Source organism: Amycolatopsis sp. NPDC059657 (assembly GCF_042734395.1).
Classification (GTDB): domain Bacteria; phylum Actinomycetota; class Actinomycetes; order Mycobacteriales; family Pseudonocardiaceae; genus Amycolatopsis.
Map to the genome: position 1 here is coordinate 1 of NZ_JBHWEB010000274.1, position 1205 is coordinate 1205.

Below are 1205 nucleotides of genomic sequence, written 5' to 3' on the forward strand. Positions count from 1 at the left end.
CACAACCCCGCCCGCGTGGGGTGTTTTCTCACCGTATTGTACCACCCGGCGCCTAAAACTCACGACCCCCTTAAGCGAGCGTCAGCACTTCTGCTTGTAGAAGTACTGCGAGTTCGCGTCGAGCGTGTCCTTGGTGATCGAGTGCAGCTGTGCGGTCAGCGTGCGGGTGACCGGCTTGCCTTCGAGTGCGGCGATCGCCTGCTGGACGCCCTGCTGGCCGATGGCGGCCGGGTCCTGGGCGATGAGGCCCTGGTACTCGCCCTTCTTGAGGCCCTCGACCTCGGACGGTGAGGCGTCGAAGCCGATCAGGTTGACCGCGCCGACCTTGCCGGCGTTGCGCAGGCCGGTGGCGGCGCCCTCACCCGTGTTGAGGTTGGTGGCGAAGATGCCGACGAGGTCCGGGGTGGACGCCAGCGCCGCGGTCACCTTCGAGGCGGCCTGGTCGGGCTCGTTCTGCGTGAACTGGACGCCAGCCGACTTCAGGTTCGGGTGGCTGGCCAGCTCGTCGGTGAAGCCCTTGGCGCGGGCGTTCGTGGTGGACGTGCCCGCGATGGTGTCGAGCACCAGCACCGAGCCCGGCTTGTCGCCGACCAGCTTGGCCAGTGTCTGGGCCGCGAGCTTGCCGCCCTCGGCGTTGTCCGAGGAGATGGAGGACTCGGCGACGCTGGTGTCCTTGAGCGCGGTGTCGACCTCGATGATCTTGGCGCCGCGGGACTTGACCTGCTGGATCGGCGCGAGCATGGCCTGCGCGTCGGTCGGGGCGATGAGCAGCGCCGACGGGGGGTTCGAGCCGAGCGCGTTGACCAGCTGGGTCTGCATCGCGGCGTCGAACTTCTGGGGCGCCTGGGTGGTGAGCTCGTAGCCGGCCTTCTTGGCCTCGGCCTCGGCGCCGCACTGCATCGAGATGTAGAACGGCTCGGCCTGCACGCCGGGGATGAGCGCGAGCTTCTTGCCCGCGGCCGGCTTGGGGGAGTCGCCGCCGGAACCAGTCTGGCCGACCTGACCGGATCCGCAGGCGGTCATCAGCGCGGCGGCGGAGAACATGGCGCCCGCCACGAGAAGGGTCTTCTTCATTTCTTGCCTCACTTCATTGTGGGGGAACTAGGTCGTGGTTGTAGGGTCCAGCACCAAACCCCGCGAACAAGACCAAGAGGGAGTTTGGCGTGGGAACGCGGCGCTGGGGGATCCACACCCGCGCCGGGAGG

General features: G+C 68.0%; 1 protein-coding gene. It reads right to left on the reverse strand.

What is annotated here, in order from left to right; translation table 11 throughout:
- Positions 1-81: 81 nt before the first annotated feature.
- Positions 82-1074: an ABC transporter substrate-binding protein gene (locus ACFV15_RS48180; RefSeq protein ID WP_378360252.1), complete on the reverse strand. Its 993-nt coding sequence runs from the start codon at positions 1072-1074 to the stop codon at positions 82-84.
- Positions 1075-1205 lie beyond the last annotated feature (131 nt).